Source organism: Streptomyces sp. NPDC050610 (assembly GCF_040654875.1).
Taxonomy (GTDB): Bacteria; Actinomycetota; Actinomycetes; order Streptomycetales; family Streptomycetaceae; genus Streptomyces.
The window spans coordinates 53,250-70,696 of record NZ_JBFAIV010000020.1 but is presented as its reverse complement, the minus strand read 5'-3'; the positions used below and the strand labels follow the sequence as shown (position 1 = coordinate 70,696).

Below are 17,447 nucleotides of genomic sequence, written 5' to 3'. Positions count from 1 at the left end.
CGCTCACCGGTCGACGCCTCCCATCACGGGGTCGATGGACGCGACGGCGACGATGACGTCGGCGACCTGGCCGCCCTCGCACATCGCCGCCATGGCCTGAAGGTTGGTGAAGGACGGGTCGCGGAAGTGGACCCGGTAGGGGCGGGTGCCCCCGTCGCTGACGAGGTGCACGCCGAGTTCGCCCTTGGGCGACTCCACGGCCGCGTACGCCTGGCCGGGCGGGACCCGGAACCCCTCGGTCACCAGCTTGAAGTGGTGGATCAGGGCCTCCATCGAGGTGCCCATGATCTTCTTGATGTGGTCGAGGGAGTTGCCGAGGCCGTCCGGTCCGAGCGCCAGCTGCGCGGGCCAGGCGATCTTCTTGTCGGCGACCATGACCGGGCCGGGCTCCAGCCGGTCCAGGCACTGCTCGACGATGCGCAGCGACTGCCGCATCTCCTCGATCCGGATCAGGAAGCGGCCGTAGCTGTCGCAGGTCTCGGCGGTCGGGACGTCGAAGTCGTAGTTCTCGTAGCCGCAGTAGGGCTGCGCCTTGCGCAGGTCGTGCGGGAGTCCGGCGGAGCGCAGCACCGGGCCGGTCGCGCCGAGCGCCATGCAGCCGGCGAGGTCCAGATAGCCGACGTCCTGCATGCGGCCCTTGAAGATCGGGTTGCCGGTGGCGAGCTTGTCGTACTCGGGGATGTTCTTGCGCATCTTCTTCACGTACGCGCGGACCTGGTCGACGGCGCCGGGCGGCAGGTCCTGGGCGAGTCCGCCGGGGCGTACGTACGCGTGGTTCATCCGGAGCCCGGTGATCAGCTCGTAGAGGTCCAGGACCAGTTCGCGGTCGCGGAACCCGTAGATCATGATCGTGGTCGCGCCGAGCTCCATGCCGCCGGTGGCGATGGCCACCAGGTGCGAGGAGATGCGGTTGAGCTCCATCAGCATCACGCGGATGACGGAGGCGCGGTCCGGGATGTGCTCCTCGATGCCGAGGAGCTTCTCGACGCCCAGGCAGTACGCCGTCTCGTTGAAGAACGGCGTCAGGTAGTCCATGCGCGTCACGAACGTGGTGCCCTGCGTCCACGTCCGGTATTCGAGGTTCTTCTCGATCCCCGTGTGCAGATAGCCGATGCCGCAGCGGGCCTCGGTGACCGTCTCGCCGTCGATCTCCAGGATCAGCCGGAGCACGCCGTGGGTGGACGGGTGCTGGGGGCCCATGTTGACGATGATCCGCTCGTCGTCGGCCCGCTTCGCGGCCTCGGCGACCTCGTCCCAGTCGCCGCCGGTGACGGTGTAGACGGTGCCTTCGGTGGTCTCGCGCGCGGCGCTCGTGTGGGAGGCGCTCGCATTCGACGTGCTCATCAGGTGTACGACCTCCGCTGGTCCGGAGCCGGGATCTGGGCGCCCTTGTACTCGACGGGAATGCCGCCGAGCGGGTAGTCCTTGCGCTGCGGGAAGCCCTGCCAGTCGTCCGGCATCATGATTCGGGTGAGCGCCGGGTGGCCGTCGAAGATCAGGCCGAAGAAGTCGTACGTCTCGCGCTCGTGCCAGTCGTTGGTCGGATAGACGTCCACGAGGGAGGGCACGTGCGGGTCGCTGTCGGGCGCGGAGACCTCCAGCCGGATCAGCCGGTTGTGGGTGATCGAGCGCAGGTGGTAGACCGCGTGCAGCTCGCGCCCCTTGTCGTCCTCGAAGTGCACGCCGCTGACGCCGGTGCACAGCTCGAAGCGGAGCGCGGGGTCGTCGCGGAGCGTCCGGGCGACCCGCGGCAGGTACTCCCGCTCGATGTGGAAGGTCAGCTCGTCGCGGTCGACGACGGTCTTCTCGATGACGTTCTCCGGGACCAGGCCCTGCTCGTCGAGGGCCCCCTCCAGCTCGTCGGCGACCTCGTCGAACCAGCCGCCGTACGGGCGCGACGACGCGCCGGGCAGCCGTACGGTCCGTACGAGGCCGCCGTAGCCGGAGGTGTCGGAGCCGTCCGCCGCGCCGAACATGCCCCGGCGGGTGGCGATCGCCTCCCCTTGGTCGCCGCGCTGGCCGGGCAGGTTGGCGGCGTCGATGTCCCGGTCGGGGTTGACCCCGGCCGGCTGGGCGTCGCTCATCGCAGCAGCCCCTTCATCTCGATCAGCGGGAGGGCGCCGAGCGCCGCTTCCTCCGCCTCGCGGGCCGCTTCCTCGCGATTGACCCCGAGCTTCTCGTTCTGGATCTTGTGGTGCAGCTTGAGGATCGCGTCGAGGAGCATCTCGGGACGCGGCGGACATCCCGGCAAATAGATATCCACCGGGACGATGTGATCAACGCCCTGCACAATCGCGTAGTTGTTGAACATCCCGCCCGAGGACGCGCAGACGCCCATGGAGATGACCCACTTCGGGTTCGGCATCTGGTCGTAGACCTGCCGCAGCACCGGGGCCATCTTCTGGCTCACCCGGCCCGCCACGATCATCAGGTCCGCCTGCCGGGGCGAGCCGCGGAAGACCTCCATCCCGAAGCGGGCGAGGTCGTAGCGGCCCGCGCCGGTCGTCATCATCTCGATGGCGCAGCAGGCGAGGCCGAAGGTGGCCGGGAAGACGGACGATTTACGGACCCAGCCCGCGGCCTGCTCGACGGTGGTGAGCAGAAAGCCGCTCGGCAGCTTCTCTTCAAGTCCCATGGTTGGCCCCTAGTCCCATTCCAGGCCGCCACGACGCCATACATAGGCGTAGGCGACGAAGACGGTCAGCACGAAGAGGAGCATCTCGACGAGCCCGAACAGCCCCAGGGAGTCGAAGGTGACCGCCCAGGGATAGAGGAAGACGATCTCGATATCGAAGACGATGAAGAGCATCGCCGTCAGGTAGTACTTAATGGGGAAACGCCCGCCGCCGGCCGGCTGCGGGGTCGGCTCGATGCCGCACTCGTACGCTTCGAGCTTGGCGCGGTTGTAGCGCTTGGGGCCGATGATCGAGGCCATGACCACGGAGAAGATCGCGAAGCCTGCCCCGAGGGCTCCCAGTACGAGGATGGGCGCGTAAGCGTTCACCGCTCCTCGCTCCTTCCAGTCGACGATGACTGCTGGCAGACGGGACCGGGTGTGTGGACCGCCCCGCGAAATCCCCCACGAATCCCGTGCGAGTTCCGCGCGACCCCCAGGAAGATCGCGCGTATGTGAGGCAGTTCACAAGCCCGAGTCGCCTGCATCTTATGCCCGCCGGTCTGTGATCTGCGACACGGGGTGCGACAACGCCTTTGTGATCTCCACCACCTGACGAAGGATCATGAAGTCGGATGAGCGGTGATCTTCATACGCGAAGCGGCAGAGTGATCACTAGAGGTGACATTCGGGGGCCGCGTTGCTGGTGAGAGCCGTGGTTGCGCTATCAAGAGATGGCCGATGCAAGCAAATTGGCGCTGGACGGAGTCAACTGCTATTGCGCGGCCACTCGGAGGAGGCGGGCGCGAGCGCCGTCGTCGTCCGCCGATGACGGCGTCACTTCACAAGCCCGCCCCGCCCCCGCCTTCACGGGTCCCCTTTCGGCCCCGGCGGGCGTGAGCTATCCCACCCGGTTGCACGTTCAAGGATCACTTTTTCCGGGCACCCTCGACTCAGGAGCTACAGAAGTGGTAGGCGACCCCAGGGGCCTCATCCGACGTCAAATGCCATGCGTATCCGCATGATCGCGCAAATCGGACACCCCACGTCCGGGCCTCCCTAAGATCAACAAGACTCAATTCTCGGCGTGTACACGGCAGGTGTGGCGCATGCCACTTTTGTTGATCTCGGGCATCGGCACTTGATAGCCGTTAGTGCCATGTCCCCTGTCGCTCACATACCCAGCCGCCGGAAGTCCCGCCGTACCGCCTCTTCGTGGGCGCTGCGCACGGGGGTTGCCGGCGGCGTTCTCAGCACCCTCGCGGTGACCGGCGCGGCCGCCCCGTCGAGCGCCGCCGAGAAGCCCGCGGAGTCCACTCTGGAGATGCCGACGGTCGACGCGACCCTCGCCGCCTCCATCTCGCAGAGCGCGGACGCCACCCAGCAGACGGCCCACGACTACCAGGTCCGGGCCGAGCAGGAAGCTGCCGCGCACAAGGCCAAGGTCCAGGCCAAGAAGGTCAAGGACGAGGCCGACCGCAAGGCCGAGGCCGAGAAGAAGGCCGAAGCGGCCAAGAAGGCCAAGGCCGAGAAGGAGGCCAAGGCCGCCGACGAGGCCGCCCGCGCCTCCCGGTCCGCCGAGCGCACCCAGCTCTCCACCACGTCGGCCCCCTCGTCGTCCACGTCGTCCACCCCCTCGACGTCCCACGCCACGGGCAGCGCCGCGACGCTGATCTCGTTCCTCCAGGCGCAGATCGGCAAGCCGTACGTGATGGGCGCGACCGGCTCCTCCTCGTACGACTGCTCCGGCCTCACCCAGGCCGCGTACCGCCAGATCGGCATCGACCTGCCGCGCGTCTCCCAGGACCAGTCGACGGCCGGCACCGCCGTCTCCCTCGACAACCTCCAGCCCGGCGACCTCCTCTACTGGGGCGGCGCGGGCAGCGCGCACCACGTGGCCGTCTACATCGGCGGCGGCAAGTTCATCGGCGCCCAGAACCCCAGCACGGGCATCGTCGAGCGCTCCCTCAGCTACGACCAGCCGACGGGCGCCGTCCGCGTCATGTGACGCCGGCTCTCCTCGCACTACGCGAAGATCCCCTGGTACCCGCCGCTCGGGCCCGGGGGATCTTCGCGTGTGGGGCACGTCATCGAGGCACGGGATTGAGTACCGGGTCCGCTCCGGGGCAAGATCATCACATGATGGCTTTCGGCAAACGCCAGGAACCGGCGGTGGTCGTCCTGCGCGACGCGGACACGATCACCGCAGCCCTCCACCAGGCCCTCGGCGCCGCCTCCCCGGAGGAACGCCCCGGCCTCGAAGCGGCCCTGGCCCTCGCCACCGAGGCCGCGAGCGCCCCGGAATCGGAGCTGCGCGCCCGCTGGGTACGGAACCGCCTCGCCGCGACCGGCTACGACGGCCCCGTCGACGACTCCGTCGCGGCCGTCAAAGCCCTGCGCCAGGCCGAACCCGGCCTGAGCCTCCTGCAAGCGGCGACCCTGACGAAGGAGGCCGCCGCCGCGCGGCACTGACGCGGCCCGCGCCGACGGCTTCCGCTTCGTCGGGATCGGATACGGCGGCTGCGGCTGCGGGGGCACCGCCTCCAGTGCGGCTACGTGGCCCCCGGCCGCTCGGGCTTTCCGCGCGCGCTGAGGCTCGGCCTCACTTCCCGGGCGCGCGGTACGGCCCGGCCTGATCCGGCTTTCCCCGCGCCGCCGTTCGGTGCTCGTCCAGCGTGAACCACACCCGCTTGCGCGCCCGATCCGGTTCGACGGGCCATGTGACACCCCACCTGGTGGCCATCTCCTGGACCAGCAGCAGGCCACGCCCACGTTCTTCGTCGGCGCGCGGATCATGCGCGTCGCGTGCGCGAAGCCGAGGGCATGGGGCGTCGTCCCATACGGCCACGTACACACGGCCCGGTCCTACGGTCACGTCCACGTGCACGACGGGAGTCGACGTGTGCAGATGGACATTCGTGACGATCTCGCTCACGAGCAGCTTGGCCACGTCGGCGACGCTCGCGTGACGGGTCAGGGCCAGCAGCAGCGCCACCTGCTCGCGGGCGATCTTCGGAGTTATGGCGTCGTTCGGCGCGCTGACGCGGAACGACTGGCGTTGTGGGGGTACGGCGAGTCCTGCGTTGCTCATGCGCATCTCCCGGTGGAGTCGGAGCTCCCGCGCTGCTGCGCCGTCCGTGGCCTGGCCCCCGGCTCACCCTCAACGGGCATGCCGGTGACTGCACTTCGGCTGTTCCAGGCGTGCCGCGTGGTGCTGCACCGCAGAGTAGGGCACAACAGTGGGACGTAACAACAGTGGGACGGTGATCACGCCCTGGCGGGTGGACCCGTGACACAGTTCGGCGGCAGACTCAAAGCCACCACAGAGGGGGTGCCATGCCGCCGAGGAGCTATCCGACGGCCCGACAGAAACGCTTGGGCGCGGAACTGCGCAAGATGCGCGAGCGCGCCGGGCTGTCCGGGAGCCAAGTGGGCGCATTCCTGGGCGGGGAGCGCGCGCAGGTCAGCCACCTGGAATCGGGGCGATACGGCGTAAGCGCCGAACGCGTACGCCGACTCGCCGCCCACTACTCCGCGACGGACAAGCGCCTCGTCGACGCGCTGGCCGACATGGCCGAGGAACGCGGCAAAGGGTGGTGGGAAGAGTACCGGGGCGTCCTCTCGCCGGGCTTCATGGACGTGGCCGAACTGGAGCACCACGCAACGCATATGCGCGTGATCCAAATGCTGTACATACCCGGAATTCTCCAGACGGAGTCGTACGCTCGCCAGCTGATGCAGAGCGGCATTTCCGAGCTGCCGGTCGCGGAGCTCAACACGCGAGTGGAACACCGCTTGAGACGACGCGCGATCTTCGACCGCCCACAGCCGCCGAAATTCGACGTGCTCATTCACGAAGCCGCACTCCGCATGAGGTACTGCACGCCGGACGTGATGCGTGCACAGCTGGATTTCCTGCTCGACGCTGCCCAGTGGCCGTCCGTGACGGTCCGCGTCATCCCGTTCGACGCCCAGGTCACCGCGTCGGTCCACTCCGTGCTCTACGCCGGCGCATCGGTCCCTGCCCTGGACACAGTCCAGATCGATGGTGCCTTCGACGGCGGTTTTCTGGACGCAGAAGCGCAACTGGCGAAATACCGCACTCTCCTCGACTCCGTCGAGGGAATCGCGCTCGGCGCCGACGAGTCCAGAAAGTTCATTCAACACATCGCACAGGAACTGTGAGCCAACCGCATGACCGACGCAACTACATGGCAGAAGTCCTCTTTCTCTGGACCCGACAACAATCAGAGCTGTGTCGAACTGGCCGCACACGACGGCGTAATAAAGATGCGCGAGAGCGACACCCCGGACACCGTTCTCTCGACGACCCCCGAAAGGCTGCGCGGGCTCATCCTGAGCGTCAAGGCAGATGCCTTCGGCCGCCTGACCTGACTTCCGGAACCGGGCGGCCTCATCACGGCCGTGAGGGAGCGGACTGCCTCGATTTCATCCACCAGATCGCAGTACGACTGCGGGAGGCGTGACATGCCGGGGAACGATTGGCAGAAGTCTTCCTACTGCCAGGCGGGAAACTCGTGCGTGGGCATACGCCGAAACGGCGGAATGGTCCAGATTCGCGAGAGCGCACAACCCGACACGAGCATCACCACAACCCCCGCGAAGCTGCGCGGGCTCATCCTCAGCGTCAAGGCGCATAGGTTCACCCACCTGATCTAGTGATCACGCGAGCCGCGTCGGTCCCGGGCTGCTCGACGACTGGACCGGGCTGTTCGTCGCGCAGCTCGCCGCCTCTTCCGCCGTACGGCACGGCTCGGTGGGGGGCTCCGCACGGACCCTGCTCGATGTCGCCACCGGCTTCCAGGCCCGTACCGAACCCCGCGCCAACAGCGACAGGTGGGCCGCCACCCATCGCGGCCCCTGTCTCCGGGCCCGGCCTCGATCAGACCGTCGGCGTGCCGGCAGCCAGTTGGCCCGCCCAGTGCCGCTGGTGCGGGTTCAGGTTCAGTGGTGTGCGGCCCCACAGGTCGAGGTACAGCTCTTCGGCGGTGGCGGCGATCCGGGTGTCGCTTGGTTCGTTCGGTTCGCCCGGTTCATTCGGTTCGCCCGGGGCCGCCGCCCTGGTGTGGGCGGTCGCCGTGGTGAGTTCTACCAGCCAGCGGTGGCCCGTGTCCGTGCTGTGCACGTCGATCCGGCCGGCGCGGGTGAAGCGCCTGCCGTCGCGGACCCCGGCGGGCAGGTGGACCGCGAGGATTTCGTCCACGCCGTCGGCCGCTACGTCCGCCGGGACCGCCAGCGGTTCTCCCGCGGCATCCGCGATGTCCCAGCTGTGGACGAACACCTCGTGGGTGAGGCACCGCGGCCAGAACGAGACGACGTGCGGCTGGACGGACCAGTTCCACGCGGCGGCGCGGGGGTCGGCCGCGGCGAGGCGGTCCAGGACCCGGTCCCACTCTCCGGCGGCCCACTGGATCACCCGGTCGTCGGTGGGCATCTCGGCGTCGATGAACTCGGGTTGGCCGGGCCCGTGGTCGACGCAGGCGTGGACGTAGGAGGCGACGTTGCCCAGATGGTGGACGACGTCGCGGACCCGCCAGTCGGGGCAGGCGGGCACGGGGTCGCCGAGCCGGCCCGCGGCCATGCGCCATGCTTGCGCGCCCATCGCCCGGCTCGCCTCGACATGGCGCGCGGTGTCCAGCAGGTTCATCGGGTCGAGCCTTTCGGGAGCGGGTGTTCGGCGGGTGGCCAGGGTGGGTCGTTCGGGAGCGGGTGTTCGGAGGAAACCGGTTGGGGCGAGCCCTCCGGTAGCGAGTGCCCGGCCGCCTGGCGGGGTGACGCCTCCCGTGGCGGAGATTCGGCCGCCTGGCGGGATGGGCTATCCGGGAGCGGCGGCCGGCGGCTGATTCGCCGTGCCACGACCCTGCCGCCGACGATGAGCACCACCGCGCTGACGATGACGGCCCCGCCGAGCAGCAGGTTCGGGCTGAGCGCCTCCTGCCCGAGCAGGGCGCCCAGCATGACCGCGACCACCGGGTTCACGTAGGCGTAGGTGGCCATCGTGTCGTTGGGCAGGGTGGCGTTGGCGTAGCCGTACGCCGTGAAGGCGATCATGGAGCCGCCGACGATCAGCCACAGGAGCCCGGCGATCGAACCGCCGGTGACCGCCGCGGGGTCGAAGCGGCCGAACTCGCCTTTCACGGCGGCGGCGATGATCAGCAGCAGCCCTCCAGTGATCATCTCCAGCGACGTCACGACGAGGGGGTGCGAGGGCAGTGGGGCGCGGCGGGCGTAGACCGAACCGGTCGCCCAGCAGAGCGACCCGATCAGCACGACGGCCGCACCGCCGACGTCGACGCGGGCGCCGGGTCCGCCTACGAGCACGCCGACCCCGACCGTTCCGAGGACGAGCGCCAACGTCATGGTGGCCGTGATGCGCGTCCTCGTCACCGCCGCGTTGATCAGGACCATCCAGACCGGCACGGTCGCCACGATGAGGGCGGCCAGTCCGGAGTCGATGCTCGTCTCGCCGACGCTGAGCAGGCCGTTGCCGCCGACCAGCAGCAGGGCGGCGATGATCAGTACGGAGCGCAGGTGCCGCACGGTCGGGCGCCGGGCCCCGCGGGCATGGCGCGGTCCGACGATCGCGAACATCAGCGTGCCGGCCGTGAGGAACCGGACACCGGCCATGAGCAGCGGCGGGATCGTGTCGACCGCCAGTTGGATGCCCAGGTACGTAGATCCCCAGAAGATCCATACGGTGACCAGCGCCAGCCAGGGAAGCGGTAGGCGACGTGTGAGTATCTGTTTAGGCTCGATGGGCATCTTGCCTCATTTAGAAAGGTGAATCAGGTAGGATGCTTTCCAGAGATTAGGGTGATCCGCCATGAAGGGCAAGTACTCGCTATGACGCGACAGCTGGACGACGTCGACCGGACGATCCTGCGGTCGGTGACGGCCGACGGCCGGCAGACCGTTCGGGCGCTCGCCCGGGCCGTCGGGCTGTCCGAGCCCTCGGTACGGGACCGCCTGCAGCGGCTGGAGCGCGACGGGGTGATCACCGGCTACCACGCGAATCTCGACCCCGCGAGCGTGGACGCGGGGACGGCGGCGTTCGTCGCGCTCCGCTTCGACCCTGGCGCGGCGGCAAGGGCGGTGGTCAACGAGCGGCTGGAACAAGAGACTTGCGTGCTCGAAGTGCACGAGGTGGCGGGAGAGGACTGCTACTGGCTGAAGGTGCGGGTGGCCAGTACGGACGCGCTCGCCGACGCGCTCGACCGCATCCGGGCGATCCCGCCGGTGCACGGTACGAGCACGACCATCGTGCTGCGCACCGTCTTCGAACGACCGCTGGGCGCGGACGCCACACCCTCTCCGTGACGCCCGGCCGCGCAGGGCGACCTCGACACCACAGAACTTTGAAACTAATGTAAAAGTCATGACGACGCAGCTGGAAGTGAACTTCTCCGAGCTGATCAACAAGCCGAAGGCGACCTTGGCCGGACTGGCCGGGGCGAAGCGGATACTGCTGCGGCGGCGGGACGCGGAAGATCTGGTGATCACCACGGCCGCCCGAGTCGAGCAGGACGCCCAGATCATGTCCGCCGGAACGCGCATGTTCGTCGCGCTGGTGCGGCATGACACGGCCGCGCGGTCGCTCCTCCTGGAGATCATCCCCGAGGCGTTCCCCTGGGTCCGTTTTCTCCCCGAGAAAAGCGTCCGGGCCTTCGCGGCCGAGCTGGCCGAGGTGCTGCCCGCCGCGGAGAGCCTCGGCAATATGTCGGCCGTGGCCACGACGATCGCCGCGTGGCAGCACACGGCCGAGGTCCACTCGGACCCGGAGCTGCTGGCCGCACTGACCACGGACAGGGGCGAGGACTACGGCCCCGTGCCGGAACCGGGCGTGACCGGTTGACCCCCAAGCACGGCGACCATGTGGCGCCGCCGGCCGTCGAGGACCAATGGCACATCCGTTTCGCCGACGCGGCGGCCGTCAAGGGCTGGGAGGAGCTGTGCCGTCAGGCCCCCGGCAACACGAACCGGGCCTGGCACATCATGCGCGATCGCCCATCGCCTGAGACGCAAGATCCGCGCCACCACCGGCTACGCCCGCCCCTGCACTCGGGGACATTTCAGGGCGTACGGCTGGACCGCTGGCAGTTGGAGGTCACGGGCGGCGGGCGCGTTTGGTACCTGCTGGACCGCGATCGCCACACGGTGTGGATCGACTACGCGGGCACCGGCCACCCCCGCGAGACCGCCTGACCGCATCCGCCCTGCCTCGCCCCCCACTCCACGCGGATCGACCACGCCGACGGCTCGCCTGTCGCCGAAGGCGCGGTGATCCGCGTTCAGGCGGTCCGGTGGCCCGGCGGCCGGGGCCGCTGCCGAGCCGCCGGCTGCGTTCCGGCAATGGGATGTCGACGAAATGGCCTGCTGTCAGGGGCCCGTCATCAGGGGGCCCGTCCTCGGGGGCCGACTGTCAGTGGGCGAGCCTCGCCAGCGACCCCGGGTAGAGGTACTTCTTCTCCGGGATCTTCGTGCTGTGCGCCCAGGCATGGAAGAACCCGGAGAGGTCCTTTCCGGAGACCTTCTGGGCGAGCGCCTCGAACTGCGGCCACGTCGCGTTGGAGTCGCGGTGGTCGTGGGTCCACTGCTTCAGCGTCGCGAAGAACGCCTTGTCTCCGACGGTGCGGCGCAGCGCGTGTACCATCAGCGACCCCTTGTCGTACAAGGCCGGGTCCAGTTCCTTGCCCTTGCCGGGGTCGTAGAGCTTGAGGCCCCAGTACTCGGGGTTGTTCTTGTTCTCCTCCACGGTGTCGCGGTAGAAGCCCTTGTCGAGGTCGGAGCCGTTGTGCTCCTCCCAGAGCTGGCTGGCGTACTGGGCGAAGCACTCGTTGAGGCAGCCGTTGCGCCAGTCGGCGACCGTGACGCTGTCGCCGAACCACTGGTGGGCGTCCTCGTGGGCCATCGACATGTCGAACATCGTCCCGACGTACGTGGGGCGGGTCTGCGTCTCCAGAGCACCTGGGCCGCCCCCGTCGCCCCCGTTGACGACGATGCCGCCGGCGGACGAGAACGGGTACGGGCCGAATTTCGACGAGAGGAAGTCGAGTATCTCCGGGAGTTGGCCCTCCCACTCCTGGCTCCCCGCCTCGGTGCCGGGGCTGTACGCGTGGATGACGGGCGTGCCGTCCTTGAGTTTCGAGTGGTGCACCGTGAACTTGTCGACGGCGAAGGCGCTCAGATACGTGGCGAGCGGCTTGTCCTCGTGCCAGCGGAAGGTCTTGACGGCCTTGCCGCCCGAGTCCTTGCCCGTAGTGGTCTTGCCCGGCAGTCCGCTGCCGATCGCGGTCCAGCCGTCCGGAACGGTCGCGGTGAGCTGGAAGGTGGCCTTGTCCGAGGGGTGGTCGTTGCTCGGGTACCAGTCCCGCGACGAATGCGGCTCCCCGGATACGTACGCCCCGCCGTCCTTCATGGTGTTCCAGGCATCGCCGACCGGCTTGCCCGCGTACCGCACCCGCACCGTGAACTTCTTGCCCTTGGCCAGCTGCCGGGCCGGGGTGATGACCAGCTTGTGGGCGCCGGAGCGGGAGAACGCCTTCGCGGGGGCGCCGTTGACGGCGACGGACGCGACCGTGAAGCCCTTCAGGTCCAGGCTGAAGCGGTCCAGGGCCTCGCCGGCCGTGGCCGTGACGGTGGTGTCGCCGTCCAGATAGTGCGAGTGGGCCGGATCGTAGGCCACGCGCACGTCGTAGTGGGAGACGTGGTAGCCGGAGTTGCCGTCGTCGGGGAAGTACGGGTCGCCCACGCCGCTGCCGCCGATGGCGGCGGAAGCGGGCAGTGTGGACAGGGCGGACAGCACCAGGCTGCCCGAGAGGGCGCCCAGCAGGGCGGTACGGCGTGTCGTGCGCATGAGGCTTCTGGATCCCTTGCTCGCGGTTCTCGACCTCGACAGGCCCTTCGCCTACCCGACGTCCGCCCCGGCCCGGGGTTGCGCCGCCCGCCACACGGCTTTCCCCCGCGACCGATCCCCGCGGCCGATCCAGGACACAGAAAAACCGCCGGCCCCCATCGCGGGGCCGGCGGTCCGTGCAGCGTACGTCCGTACGTACGTACGTCCGTCCGTAAGTACGCTACGACCTCGGCGCGACCTTCGACAACCCGTTGATGATCCGGTCCATGGCGTCGCCGCCCGTCGGGTCCGTCAGGTTCGCGAGCATCTTGAGGGTGAACCGCATCAGCAGCGGGTGGGTGAGGCCGCGCTGGGTGGCCATCTTCATGACCTTCGGGTTGCCGATGAGCTTCACGAAGGCGCGGCCGAGCGTGTAGTAACCGCCGTAGGTCTCCTTGAGGACCTTCGGGTAGTTCTGCAGGGCCAGCTCGCGCTGGGCGTACGTGGCGCGGGCGTGGGCCTGGACGATGACGTCGGCGGCGATCTGGCCGGACTCCATGGCGTAGGCGATGCCCTCGCCGTTGAAGGGGTTCACCAGGCCGCCCGCGTCGCCGACGAGCAGCAGGCCGCGCGTGTAGTGCGGCTGGCGGTTGAAAGCCATCGGGAGGGCGGCGCCGCGGATCGGGCCGGTCATGTTCTCGGGGGTGTAGCCCCAGTCCGCCGGCATCGAGGCGCACCACGCCTTGAGGATCTCGCGCCAGTCCAGCTCCTTGAACGCGGAGCTGCTGTTGAGGATGCCGAGGCCGACGTTGCTGGTGCCGTCGCCCATGCCGAAGATCCAGCCGTAGCCGGGCAGCAGCCGGTCCTGCGGGCCGCGCCGGTCCCACAGCTCCAGCCAGGACTCCAGGTAGTCGTCGTCGTGGCGGGGCGAGGTGAAGTACGTGCGGACGGCCACGCCCATCGGGCGGTCCTCGCGCCGGTGCAGGCCCATCGCCAGGGACAGCCGCGTCGAGTTGCCGTCCGCGGCGACCACGAGCGGCGCGTGGAAGGTGGCCGGGGTCTTCTCCTCGCCGAGCTTGGCGTGCACGCCGGTGATCCGGCCCGTGCGGTCGTCGATGACCGGAGCGCCCACGTTGCACCGCTCGTACAGCCGCGCCCCCGCCTTCTCGGCCTGGCGCGCCAGCTGCTCGTCGAAGTCGTCGCGCTTGCGGACCAGCCCGTAGTCCGGGTACGAGGCGAGGTCCGGCCAGTCGAGCTGGAGGCGGACGCCGCCGCCGATGATGCGCAGGCCCTTGTTGCGCAGCCAGCCCGCCTCCTCGGAGATGTCGATCCCCATGGCCACGAGCTGCTTGGTGGCGCGCGGGGTCAGCCCGTCGCCGCAGACCTTCTCGCGCGGGAACGCCGTCTTCTCCAGCAGGAGCACGTCCAGGCCCGACCTGGCCAGGTGGTAGGCGGTGGCGGAACCGGCCGGGCCGGCCCCGACGACGATCACGTCTGCGCTGTGCTCGGCAGGGGACTCGGTCACGGCGGGGTCTCCCCAAGGATCGGAACATGCGTGCCGGACGACGGACGGGTCACGCACTGGACAAGAGCAGTCTATGGGGGCGCAATCCGGCGCACGAGAAGGGTCGCCGTCGCGCGCGACATCCCCGGTCGGAGCGGGTACGGGCCGAAGGCGGAGCGGGTACGGGCCGGGGCGGGCCGAAGGAGGAGCGGGTACGGACCAAGGCGGACCACCGCCGGAACGGACCAACGCCAGAGCGGACCCACGCCGGAACGGACCAACGCCGGAACGGACCAGCGCCGGGCTTCAGCCCTCGCTCGGCTTCCTGCCCCGGTGCAGCGCCACGATGCCGCCCGTCAGGTTCCGCCACGCCACCTTCGACCAGCCCGCCCCCTGCATCCGGGCCGCCAGCGCCGGCTGGTCGGGCCAGTCGCGGATCGACTCGGCGAGGTAGACGTACGCGTCCGGGTTGCTGCTGACCGCCGTCGCGACCGGCGGCAGGGCGCGCATCAGGTACTCGCTGTACACCGTGCGGAACGGCGCCCACGTGGGGTGGCTGAACTCGCAGATGACGACCCGGCCGCCGGGCTTCGTCACCCGCAGCAGCTCGCGCAGCGCGGCATCGGTCTCCTGTACGTTGCGCAGCCCGAAGGAGATCGTGACGGCGTCGAACACCCCGTCCGCGAACGGCAGCCGGGTCGCGTCGCCGGCCGTGAGCGGCAGGTGCGGGTGGCGCTTCTTGCCCTCCCGCAGCATGCCGATCGAGAAGTCGCACGGAACGACGTACGCGCCGGTGGCCGCGAACGGCAGCGACGACGTGCCCGTGCCCGCCGCCAGGTCCAGGACCCTCTCCCCCGGCCGCGCGGCCACCGCCTGCGCCACCGCCTTGCGCCAGAGCCGGGCCTGGCCCAGCGACAGCACGTCGTTGGTCAGGTCGTACTTGGCCGCCACGTCGTCGAACATCGCGGCGACTTCGTGCGGCTGCTTCTCCAGGGATGCTCGGGTCACGCGCCCATTCTTCCCCGCCCGCGCCCTCGCGGCGCGCACGGGGGGGGCGTTTCGGGCCGCGCAGCGGGAGCCGTGGCGAAGACCGGAGATCAGCGGCGGCGGTGGACCAGCCGCCCGCCGAGGACAGTGGCCAGCGCGCTCCCGTCCGCCGCGAAGACCGCGAAGTCGGCGGGCCCGCCCACCGTCAGCGTTCCGGGCCGCAGCGCGGGCGACTCGGGCGACGCGGGCAGCACCCGGAGACCGGAGCGTTCGACGGCCTTACGGACCGGGGGCCGCTCGAACGGGCCGGTCAGCGCGGTCGTGCCCGCCGCCAGCAGCCGCTGGAGCCCGCGCCGGGCGCTGCCGCCCCAGCGGACGTCGGTCATGGCGAGCGCCACGAGGGCCGCGCCGGTGACCGGCTCCGTCCCCAGCTCGTCGGCCTCGCGCGGATCGGGGTGGTAGGCGGCCTCCAGGAGGGCCGCCGCGTCCGGTTCGTACCGGCCGGGGGCCAGCACGCCGTCCCACTCCCGCACCCGGGCGCGCTCACCGTGCTCGGCGCGCAGCCGCTCGTACGGGCCGATGTCCTCGATGCGGTCCCCGGACACCAGGACGGCGTCCGCCTCGGTGACCGGCGCGGCGACCGGCGCGTCGCTCCCGCCGAGCCGCACCTCGCGCACCCGATGAATCGTCAACACCCGGACCACCGCCGCCTCTACGCTCCGGCCCCGCACCACCCATTACCTGTCGGCCGCCCGCGTACGAGCCGCCTCCAGCGCGTGTCCGCGCGCACGCGCAGGCCGCCCGCCCGCCCGGCGGCCTGCGGTCGCCCACGGACCGCCCGCCACGCTCCTCGCACCCGTACCCCCGCGCCGACGCGCAGAGGCCCACGCGCCCGCGCCCGATCGGCGCGGAACACCCGCGCCCGGCCCCCAGCCGACCGCAGGTCAGCCGGTCAGCTGGTCTCGACGAGTTTCAGCTCGGGGTGCGCCGTGCCGCCCTCAATAGCCGTCGACGACAGGTGCGAGACGACCTTGTCGTCGACCGGGTCGTTCGCCGGGTCGTCGTGCACGACCAGGTGCTCGTACGTGGTGGCGCGCTGCGCCGGTACGCGGCCCGCCTTGCGGATGAGGTCGATGATCTCCATCCGGTTCGAGCGGTGCTTCGCGCCGGCGGAGGAGACCACGTTCTCCTCCAGCATGATGGAGCCGAGGTCGTCCGCGCCGTAGTGCAGGGAGAGCTGGCCGACCTCCTTGCCCGTGGTCAGCCAGGAGCCCTGGATGTGGGCGACGTTGTCGAGGAAGAGCCGCGCGATGGCGATCATGCGCAGGTACTCGAAGAGAGTGGCCTGCGTCTGGCCCTTCAGGTGGTTGTTCTCGGGCTGGTAGGTGTACGGGATGAAGGCGCGGAAGCCGCCCGTACGGTCCTGGACGTCGCGGATCATCCGCAGGTGCTCGATACGCTCGGCGTTGGTCTCGCCGGTGCCCATCAGCATCGTGGACGTCGACTCGACGCCCAGCCCGTGCGCGATCTCCATGATCTCCAGCCAGCGCTCGCCGGACTCCTTGAGCGGCGCGATGGCGGTGCGCGGCCGGGCCGGGAGCAGCTCCGCGCCCGCGCCCGCGAAGGAGTCGAGGCCGGCGGTGTGGATGCGGCTGATGGCCTCCTCGGCGGTGACGCCGGAGATACGGGCCATGTGCTCGATCTCGGAGGCGCCGAGGGAGTGGATGACGAGCTCGGGGTAGGCCTTCTTGATCGCGGCGAAGTGCTCTTCGTAGTACTCGACGCCGTAGTCCGGGTGGTGGCCGCCCTGGAACATGATCTGCGTGCCGCCGAGCTGGACGGTCTCCTCGCAGCGGCGCAGGATGTCGTCGAGGTCGCGGGTCCAGACCTTGTCGCTCTTCGGCGCGGCGTAGAAGGCGCAGAACTTGCACGCGGTGACGCACGAGTTCGTGTAGTTGATGTTGCGCTCGATGATGTACGTGGCGATGTGCTCGGTGCCCGCGTACCGCTTGCGGCGCGCGGCGTCGGCCGCCGCGCCGAGTGCGTGCAGCGGCGCCGACCGGTACAGGTCGAGCGCCTCCTCCGGGGTGATCCGGCCGCCGGTCGCGGCGCGGTCGAGGACGGACGAGAGGTCGGCGTTCTCGGTCACCGGGACGTCCCTTCGGAGGGTGCTGACAAGACTGATCCAGCCTACGCCAGCGCTCCGACAGAACCGGTGGGGGCCGGGCGGCGGGCCGAGCGGCGGGCCGGGCGGCCTCACGGGCACGGCCCGCGAACCCCGCCGGCACGGCCCGTGAACCCCGTCGGCGGGGCCGGCGGGCCTCGTCGGCGGGGCCGGCGGGCCCCGCTCGGCTGCCCCCGCGCCCACATTGCCTTCTCGTGAGAATCAGCTGATCGGCTTATGACTCAATTCACCGGGTGAGGCGGAACCCGCCGCCCTGATTTCCCCATCAAACAGGCCGGAACAACCCGTCATGTCCTTCGGGGCA

The 17,447-nt window shown here is 69.9% G+C and carries 20 protein-coding genes; 8 read left to right on the top strand and 12 right to left on the bottom strand.

The genetic code is table 11. The annotated features are described in order from the left end of the window. Positions 1–3: 3 nt before the first annotated feature. The 4 genes from AB0I22_RS24060 to AB0I22_RS24045 are packed head-to-tail and all read right to left on the bottom strand — an operon-like array spanning position 4 to position 3,004. The gene (locus tag AB0I22_RS24060) at positions 4–1,344 is read right to left on the bottom strand and encodes an NADH-quinone oxidoreductase subunit D (RefSeq protein ID WP_363132940.1); all 1,341 of its coding nucleotides are present in this window, start codon (positions 1,342–1,344) and stop codon (positions 4–6) included. Continuing rightward, complete coding sequence (locus AB0I22_RS24055; RefSeq protein WP_363132939.1) at positions 1,344–2,084, bottom strand: NADH-quinone oxidoreductase subunit C; 741 nt, start codon at positions 2,082–2,084, stop codon at positions 1,344–1,346. The genes AB0I22_RS24060 and AB0I22_RS24055 overlap by 1 nt, the downstream gene beginning before the upstream one ends. Beyond that, positions 2,081–2,635: an NADH-quinone oxidoreductase subunit B family protein gene (locus AB0I22_RS24050; protein ID WP_363132938.1), complete on the bottom strand. Its 555-nt coding sequence runs from the start codon at positions 2,633–2,635 to the stop codon at positions 2,081–2,083. Before AB0I22_RS24050 ends, AB0I22_RS24055 begins: the two co-directional genes overlap by 4 nt. A 9-nt stretch (positions 2,636–2,644) precedes the next feature. Then, a complete protein-coding gene (locus tag AB0I22_RS24045) occupies positions 2,645–3,004 on the bottom strand; it encodes an NADH-quinone oxidoreductase subunit A (protein ID WP_363132937.1) in 360 nt (119 codons plus the stop codon). 769 nt (positions 3,005–3,773) lie between these two features. On the opposite strand from AB0I22_RS24045, the gene AB0I22_RS24040 reads away from it, so the two are divergent. Both AB0I22_RS24040 and AB0I22_RS24035 read left to right on the top strand, forming a co-directional pair. Continuing rightward, positions 3,774–4,622 (top strand): C40 family peptidase, encoded by an 849-nt coding sequence (locus AB0I22_RS24040; protein WP_363132936.1) that lies wholly within the window; start codon positions 3,774–3,776, stop codon positions 4,620–4,622. Between the two features lie 131 nt (positions 4,623–4,753). Then, positions 4,754–5,086 carry a hypothetical protein gene (locus AB0I22_RS24035; RefSeq protein ID WP_363132935.1) on the top strand — a complete coding sequence of 111 codons (333 nt, stop codon included), beginning with the start codon at positions 4,754–4,756 and terminating at the stop codon, positions 5,084–5,086. Positions 5,087–5,216: 130 nt separating this feature from the next. Here AB0I22_RS24035 and AB0I22_RS24030 read toward each other — a convergent pair whose 3' ends face one another. Then, positions 5,217–5,705 (bottom strand): ATP-binding protein, encoded by a 489-nt coding sequence (locus AB0I22_RS24030; RefSeq protein ID WP_363132934.1) that lies wholly within the window; start codon positions 5,703–5,705, stop codon positions 5,217–5,219. A gap of 245 nt (positions 5,706–5,950) precedes the next feature. On the opposite strand from AB0I22_RS24030, the gene AB0I22_RS24025 reads away from it, so the two are divergent. The 3 genes from AB0I22_RS24025 (at position 5,951) to AB0I22_RS24015 (ending at position 7,294) form a co-directional block, all read left to right on the top strand. After that, a complete protein-coding gene (locus AB0I22_RS24025; RefSeq protein WP_363132933.1) occupies positions 5,951–6,799 on the top strand; it encodes a helix-turn-helix transcriptional regulator in 849 nt (282 codons plus the stop codon). Positions 6,800–6,808: 9 nt separating this feature from the next. Further along, on the top strand, positions 6,809–7,009 hold the full coding sequence (locus AB0I22_RS24020) for a DUF397 domain-containing protein (RefSeq protein ID WP_363132932.1): 201 nt from the start codon (positions 6,809–6,811) through the stop codon (positions 7,007–7,009). A gap of 93 nt (positions 7,010–7,102) precedes the next feature. After that, positions 7,103–7,294 carry a DUF397 domain-containing protein gene (locus tag AB0I22_RS24015; RefSeq protein WP_363132931.1) on the top strand — a complete coding sequence of 64 codons (192 nt, stop codon included), beginning with the start codon at positions 7,103–7,105 and terminating at the stop codon, positions 7,292–7,294. A 223-nt stretch (positions 7,295–7,517) separates the two neighbouring features. Here AB0I22_RS24015 and AB0I22_RS24010 read toward each other — a convergent pair whose 3' ends face one another. Next, on the bottom strand, positions 7,518–8,282 hold the full coding sequence (locus AB0I22_RS24010; protein WP_363132930.1) for a maleylpyruvate isomerase family mycothiol-dependent enzyme: 765 nt from the start codon (positions 8,280–8,282) through the stop codon (positions 7,518–7,520). Continuing rightward, on the bottom strand, positions 8,279–9,397 hold the full coding sequence (locus AB0I22_RS24005) for an EamA family transporter (RefSeq protein ID WP_363132929.1): 1,119 nt from the start codon (positions 9,395–9,397) through the stop codon (positions 8,279–8,281). The genes AB0I22_RS24010 and AB0I22_RS24005 overlap by 4 nt, the downstream gene beginning before the upstream one ends. A gap of 81 nt (positions 9,398–9,478) precedes the next feature. Between AB0I22_RS24005 and AB0I22_RS24000 the strand changes: the two genes are divergently transcribed. Genes AB0I22_RS24000 through AB0I22_RS23990 form a run of 3 tightly spaced genes read left to right on the top strand, consistent with a single transcriptional unit; the run spans position 9,479 to position 10,837 of the window. Further along, the gene (locus AB0I22_RS24000) at positions 9,479–9,952 is read left to right on the top strand and encodes an Lrp/AsnC family transcriptional regulator (RefSeq protein ID WP_363132928.1); all 474 of its coding nucleotides are present in this window, start codon (positions 9,479–9,481) and stop codon (positions 9,950–9,952) included. Between the two features lie 58 nt (positions 9,953–10,010). Beyond that, positions 10,011–10,487 carry a hypothetical protein gene (locus AB0I22_RS23995; protein WP_363132927.1) on the top strand — a complete coding sequence of 159 codons (477 nt, stop codon included), beginning with the start codon at positions 10,011–10,013 and terminating at the stop codon, positions 10,485–10,487. Further along, positions 10,484–10,837: a hypothetical protein gene (locus AB0I22_RS23990; protein WP_363132926.1), complete on the top strand. Its 354-nt coding sequence runs from the start codon at positions 10,484–10,486 to the stop codon at positions 10,835–10,837. The genes AB0I22_RS23995 and AB0I22_RS23990 overlap by 4 nt, the downstream gene beginning before the upstream one ends. A gap of 217 nt (positions 10,838–11,054) precedes the next feature. Here AB0I22_RS23990 and AB0I22_RS23985 read toward each other — a convergent pair whose 3' ends face one another. The 5 genes from AB0I22_RS23985 to mqnC form a co-directional block, all read right to left on the bottom strand. Next, positions 11,055–12,488: a M1 family metallopeptidase gene (locus tag AB0I22_RS23985; protein WP_363132925.1), complete on the bottom strand. Its 1,434-nt coding sequence runs from the start codon at positions 12,486–12,488 to the stop codon at positions 11,055–11,057. Between the two features lie 220 nt (positions 12,489–12,708). Beyond that, complete coding sequence (locus AB0I22_RS23980; protein ID WP_363132924.1) at positions 12,709–13,992, bottom strand: geranylgeranyl reductase family protein; 1,284 nt, start codon at positions 13,990–13,992, stop codon at positions 12,709–12,711. 285 nt (positions 13,993–14,277) lie between these two features. Then, positions 14,278–14,979 carry a demethylmenaquinone methyltransferase gene (locus AB0I22_RS23975; protein WP_363132923.1) on the bottom strand — a complete coding sequence of 234 codons (702 nt, stop codon included), beginning with the start codon at positions 14,977–14,979 and terminating at the stop codon, positions 14,278–14,280. 89 nt (positions 14,980–15,068) lie between these two features. Then, positions 15,069–15,653 carry a hypothetical protein gene (locus AB0I22_RS23970; protein ID WP_363132922.1) on the bottom strand — a complete coding sequence of 195 codons (585 nt, stop codon included), beginning with the start codon at positions 15,651–15,653 and terminating at the stop codon, positions 15,069–15,071. Between the two features lie 257 nt (positions 15,654–15,910). Continuing rightward, entirely contained in the window at positions 15,911–17,107 is a 1,197-nt protein-coding gene (gene mqnC, locus AB0I22_RS23965) for a cyclic dehypoxanthinyl futalosine synthase (RefSeq protein WP_363132921.1), read from the bottom strand. Between the last annotated feature and the right edge of the window lie 340 nt (positions 17,108–17,447).

Excerpts from the sequence above, each read along its gene's own strand:
- AB0I22_RS24060 (WP_363132940.1), bottom strand. The coding sequence starts at position 1,344 with ATGAGCACGTCGAATGCGAGCGCCTCCCACACGAGCGCCGCGCGCGAG.
- AB0I22_RS24055 (WP_363132939.1), bottom strand. The coding sequence starts at position 2,084 with ATGAGCGACGCCCAGCCGGCCGGGGTCAACCCCGACCGGGACATCGAC.
- AB0I22_RS24050 (WP_363132938.1), bottom strand. The coding sequence starts at position 2,635 with ATGGGACTTGAAGAGAAGCTGCCGAGCGGCTTTCTGCTCACCACCGTC.
- AB0I22_RS24040 (WP_363132936.1), top strand. The coding sequence starts at position 3,774 with ATGTCCCCTGTCGCTCACATACCCAGCCGCCGGAAGTCCCGCCGTACC.
- AB0I22_RS24035 (WP_363132935.1), top strand. The coding sequence starts at position 4,754 with ATGATGGCTTTCGGCAAACGCCAGGAACCGGCGGTGGTCGTCCTGCGC.
- AB0I22_RS24030 (WP_363132934.1), bottom strand. The coding sequence starts at position 5,705 with ATGAGCAACGCAGGACTCGCCGTACCCCCACAACGCCAGTCGTTCCGC.
- AB0I22_RS24025 (WP_363132933.1), top strand. The coding sequence starts at position 5,951 with ATGCCGCCGAGGAGCTATCCGACGGCCCGACAGAAACGCTTGGGCGCG.
- AB0I22_RS24020 (WP_363132932.1), top strand. The coding sequence starts at position 6,809 with ATGACCGACGCAACTACATGGCAGAAGTCCTCTTTCTCTGGACCCGAC.
- AB0I22_RS24015 (WP_363132931.1), top strand. The coding sequence starts at position 7,103 with ATGCCGGGGAACGATTGGCAGAAGTCTTCCTACTGCCAGGCGGGAAAC.
- AB0I22_RS24010 (WP_363132930.1), bottom strand. The coding sequence starts at position 8,282 with ATGAACCTGCTGGACACCGCGCGCCATGTCGAGGCGAGCCGGGCGATG.
- AB0I22_RS24005 (WP_363132929.1), bottom strand. The coding sequence starts at position 9,397 with ATGCCCATCGAGCCTAAACAGATACTCACACGTCGCCTACCGCTTCCC.
- AB0I22_RS24000 (WP_363132928.1), top strand. The coding sequence starts at position 9,479 with ATGACGCGACAGCTGGACGACGTCGACCGGACGATCCTGCGGTCGGTG.
- AB0I22_RS23995 (WP_363132927.1), top strand. The coding sequence starts at position 10,011 with ATGACGACGCAGCTGGAAGTGAACTTCTCCGAGCTGATCAACAAGCCG.
- AB0I22_RS23985 (WP_363132925.1), bottom strand. The coding sequence starts at position 12,488 with ATGCGCACGACACGCCGTACCGCCCTGCTGGGCGCCCTCTCGGGCAGC.